General features: G+C 61.9%; 3 protein-coding genes and 1 pseudogene. All 4 read right to left on the bottom strand.

The window, feature by feature from the left end; translation table 11 throughout:
• Window positions 1-345, bottom strand: a pseudogene (locus tag ACIQ2A_RS25620) (ABC transporter permease); the annotation flags it as partial.
• The gene (locus ACIQ2A_RS25615) at window positions 342-1,298 is read right to left on the bottom strand and encodes an ABC transporter permease (protein WP_398484839.1); all 957 of its coding nucleotides are present in this window, start codon (window positions 1,296-1,298) and stop codon (window positions 342-344) included. The gene ACIQ2A_RS25615 and the pseudogene ACIQ2A_RS25620, both read right to left, overlap by 4 nt.
• 51 nt (window positions 1,299-1,349) lie before the next feature.
• On the bottom strand, window positions 1,350-2,903 hold the full coding sequence (locus ACIQ2A_RS25610; protein WP_398484837.1) for an ABC transporter substrate-binding protein: 1,554 nt from the start codon (window positions 2,901-2,903) through the stop codon (window positions 1,350-1,352).
• A complete protein-coding gene (locus tag ACIQ2A_RS25605; RefSeq protein ID WP_398484835.1) occupies window positions 2,894-3,940 on the bottom strand; it encodes an ABC transporter ATP-binding protein in 1,047 nt (348 codons plus the stop codon). The genes ACIQ2A_RS25610 and ACIQ2A_RS25605 overlap by 10 nt, the downstream gene beginning before the upstream one ends.
• Window positions 3,941-4,049: the final 109 nt, after the last annotated feature.

Genomic DNA, 4,049 nt, shown 5'->3' with positions numbered 1-4,049 from the left:
GGCAAGCACACCGACGGGGACACCGATCAGCACCGCGATGGCAACCGCGAGGAAGCTGGCATAGAGCGATGCCATGCCGCCATGGATCAGCCGGCTCAGCGTATCACGGCCAAGATCGTCGGCGCCGAGCCAGTGCTGCACCGACATGGTCGCCAGCGAGGCATCGAGATCCTGCGCCGTCGGCTTGTAAGGCGAGATCCAAGGCGCCAACACCGAGATCAACATCAGTGCGACCAAGAAGCCGAGGCTCACTGCACCGCGAATATCGGTCAGCAGCCAGCGACCGAAGCCCGCGAGACGACGCGGGCGCCGCGGTTGCGGCAGGGTCAAAGCAGCGTCGGTCATGATGAGATCCTCGGATCGAGGACGCTGTAGAGAATGTCAGTCAGCAGGTTGAGACTGACAACAATCAGCACCATGGTGAAGACGACGCCCTGCACCACCGGGAAATCGCGATTCATGGCCGCATTGACGATCAGGCCGCCCATGCCGGGAATGGCGAAAACGGCCTCGACGACCACGGTCGCCGCCAGCATGCGGTTGGCGAGCAGGCTGACGACAGTGAGCAGATTGACACTGACATTCTTTAAGCCGTGTCGCCACAGGATCGAGGATGGAGGCAATCCCTTGGCATGCAGCGTTCGGACCTGTTGAGACGACAGGATCTCAACCAGCGACGAACGCAGCTGCCGCGCGACTTCGGCAATACCGCCGGACGCCAATGCGACCGCTGGCAGAATGGCGTGACTGAGTGCAGCCCAGGGATCCTTCATCAGCGATGCAGCCCCAGTCGCCGGCAACCAGTTGAGCTGCAGCGCGAAGAACGCGACCAACAGCATACCTAGCCAGAAGTTTGGTACGGCCACGCCGAGCGAAGCGATCGCCATCACGGTGCTATCGATCCATGAGCCGGGTTTGGTTGCGGCGGCGATGCCGAGCGGGATGCCGACGGTGAGCGCAATCAAGAGCGCCAGCGCGACGATCAGCAACGTATGCGGAAGGCAGCGCTGAATTGACGCCAGAACGGCCTCGTTGGAGATCAGCGAGTTCGACAGGTCACCATGCGACGCCTTGAACAGCCACGCGCCGTATTGCACCAGGAAGGGTTGATTAAGCCCGTAGATTTCGCGGATCTCCGCGATGCGCTGGTCGGACGCATTGTCGCCAGCGAGTGTGACGGCGATATCGCCCGGCACCAGCTTGAGCAGACCGAACACGATGAAGGTGGACAACACGATCACCGGAATCGCCTGTAACAGGCGACGACCGACGATACGGAGCCGTGCTGAATGTCTCATAGAGCGGTTCACTCCGGAGGCAGGAGCCGCGCCATGCGCGGCCCCGGCGCGTTATCCGAGGGAGATATTTTCGAACTTCGGCTTGCCGAGCAGGTTGGGCTTGAAGCCCTTGACCTTGGCGGACAGCGCATCGAGTTCGAACTGAAATGCCAGAGGGGCTGAGAGCGCGGTCTCCACCGTGATCTTCTGGATCTTGGCGAAAACTTCTGCACGCTTGGCCAGGTCCTCGCTCTCGCGACTTTCCTTGATGAGTTTCGACAGCTCGGGATCGGCGGTGCGGCCGGCGTTGTAATAAGCCCCCTGATCGAAACCCAGTGCATAGGTCATGCTGGGATCGGGACGACCGGTCCAGGCTGAGACGAGCAAATCGAACTTCTTCTCCGTGGCGAAGAACTGCGCGCTGATCTCGGCGATGGTGCCGCGGGTGAACTTCAGGCGGATGCCAGCCTTGCCAAGCTGCTCCTGGATCACCTCGCCGCGACGGACGGAGTCCTGATCCGTGTAGCCGCCGATGGTGAGTTCGAGCCCATCCTTGAAGCCGGCTTCGGCGAGCAGCTTCTTCGCCTTCTCGGGATCGTGCGGATAGGTATTGGCCACGGCCTTGTTGAAGGCCCAATGCGAGCTCGGCAGCGTCATCCGCGCGGGCTCGCCAAGACCGCTCAACGTCGCTTTAACAAAGGCATCGCGATCTAAGGCGAAATTGATCGCCTGCCGGACCTTCACATTGTCGAGTGGGGCGCGGGCATAGTTGAAATAGAGCTGCACGCAATACAACGTCGGCGAGGTCACAGTTTCGAGGTTCTTGGCGCGCTCGATCACCGGCTTGAGGCGCGCCGGCAGCTGGAACGCCATGTCGTTCTGGCCTGCGACCACCGATCGCAACGCTGTGGCATTCTCGGTGATGATATTGAACTCGATGCCGTCCAGATAGGGACGGCCCTTGCGCCAGTAGTTCTCGTGGCGGGTGACGACGATGATCTCATTGTCGTTCCATTTGACGAATTTCCATGGCCCTGCCCCGACCGGCTTGCGATCGGTCTCGTTGCCCAGCGCCTTGATGTTTGTCGGCGACACCATCATGCCAGCACGATCGGACAAAATTGCAGGGAGTGCGGTATCCGGGTTCTTCAGCTTCAGGGTCACCTGCAGCGGGCCGGTCACCTCGACCGCCTCCACGCTCGACAGATCGGGCTTGACGTTCGAACGCTGGTCCGAGCGGCTGCGTTCCAGGTTGAACTTGACAGCTTCGGCATCCAGCGCCGTACCGTCATGGAATTTGATGCCGTCGGTGATATCCAGCACCATGGTCTTGGGATCGGGGAACGCCCATTTCGCCATGCCGGGCTTCGGCTTCAGCGTGTCGTAGTCCCACTCCACCAGAGTGTCATACATGGTCCAGAGAATGCTGTGATCGGAGCCGGCGCCGCCGGTCGCGGGATCGAGCGACGACGGATTGGCCGGAGCGCCAACCTTCAGCACGCCCCCCTTCTTGGCCTCTTGCGCAAAAGCCGGCATGCCGAGCGCACCGGCTGCAACCACGCCGCCCATCAGCGCGAGAATATCGCGACGGCGCAATTGCCGCGAGCCGAGATCGATCACACGCATGTCGTTTCTCCCAATGATGATGACGCGTTTAGCGTCTTCTGATTATTCGGTGGCGGCCCATCGGCGGTGGCAAAGTGGCAAGCAACACGATGTCCCGGCTTGACCTCTCGCCATTCCGGGATTTCCGTGACGCAGCGCGGCTGCACCGATGGGCAACGCGTGCGGAAGCGGCAGCCGGAAGGTGGTGCAACAGGGCTCGGAATTTCGCCTTCGAGAATGATGCGGCGATCGACGCGCAGATGCGACGGCAGCGGGATCGGCTCCGCCGACAGCAGCGCGCGCGTATAGGGATGCAGCGGATGTTCGACTACCTCTTCCGCCGGACCGAGCTCCATCAGCTTGCCAAGATAGGTCACGGCAATACGATCGGAGATATGCGACACCACTGAAATATCGTGAGTGATGAAAACATAGGTCAGGCCGAACTCGCGCTGCAGGTCGGCAAACAAATTGAGGACGTCGCCACGAATGGAGACATCGAGCGCGGCCACCACCTCGTCGCAGACGATCACTTTGGGCCGCAGCGTCAGCACGCGGGCGATATTGACGCGCTGCTTCTGGCCACCGGAAAGCTGATGCGGATAGCGGTCCGCGGCTTCCGAAGACAGGCCGACACGCTCCAGCACCTCGATGCCGCGGCGGCGTCGCGTTTCCGCATTACCCTCCCGCATGATCTCCATCGGCTCGACCACGCTATCGATGATGGTCATGCGTGGATTGAGTGCGGCGTTGGGGTCCTGGAAAATGATCTGATAGTCGCGGCGATGCTTGCGGAAGGCACTAGTCCCGAGCGCCGACGGATCGGTGCCGTCATGCAATATCTGGCCTTCCGTCGGCGGCAGCAGCGACACCAGCGCCCGACCGAGCGTGGTCTTGCCCGAACCGGATTCGCCGATGATGCCGAAGGTCTCGCCCGCCCGCACCTCGAAATCCATGCCGTCGATCGCCTTGACCGTGTCGCGGCCGTCGCGGGTCGGGAACAGGATGCGTAGATCGCGAACCGCGAGCACGCCGTGGTCTATGCCCGGAGCTGCCATCAGTTCACCGCTCCCGGCAATTCGAGCTCCGGCGCGCGCCAGCAGCGCGCAGCGCGATGCGCGTCGGTATCGATCATCGCCTGCTCGCGCTCGCAGCCGACAACAGCAT

This window comes from Tardiphaga sp. (assembly GCF_044336785.1).
GTDB lineage: Bacteria > Pseudomonadota > Alphaproteobacteria > Rhizobiales > Xanthobacteraceae > Tardiphaga.
Note: the sequence above shows the minus strand (reverse complement) of the source record. Positions and strands in the feature narration are given on the sequence as shown.

What these genes read in the sequence shown, in the direction of transcription:
- ACIQ2A_RS25615 (WP_398484839.1), bottom strand. Translation starts at nt 1,298, where the DNA reads ATGAGACATTCAGCACGGCTCCGTATCGTCGGTCGTCGCCTGTTACAG.
- ACIQ2A_RS25610 (WP_398484837.1), bottom strand. Translation starts at nt 2,903, where the DNA reads ATGCGTGTGATCGATCTCGGCTCGCGGCAATTGCGCCGTCGCGATATT.
- ACIQ2A_RS25605 (WP_398484835.1), bottom strand. Translation starts at nt 3,940, where the DNA reads ATGGCAGCTCCGGGCATAGACCACGGCGTGCTCGCGGTTCGCGATCTA.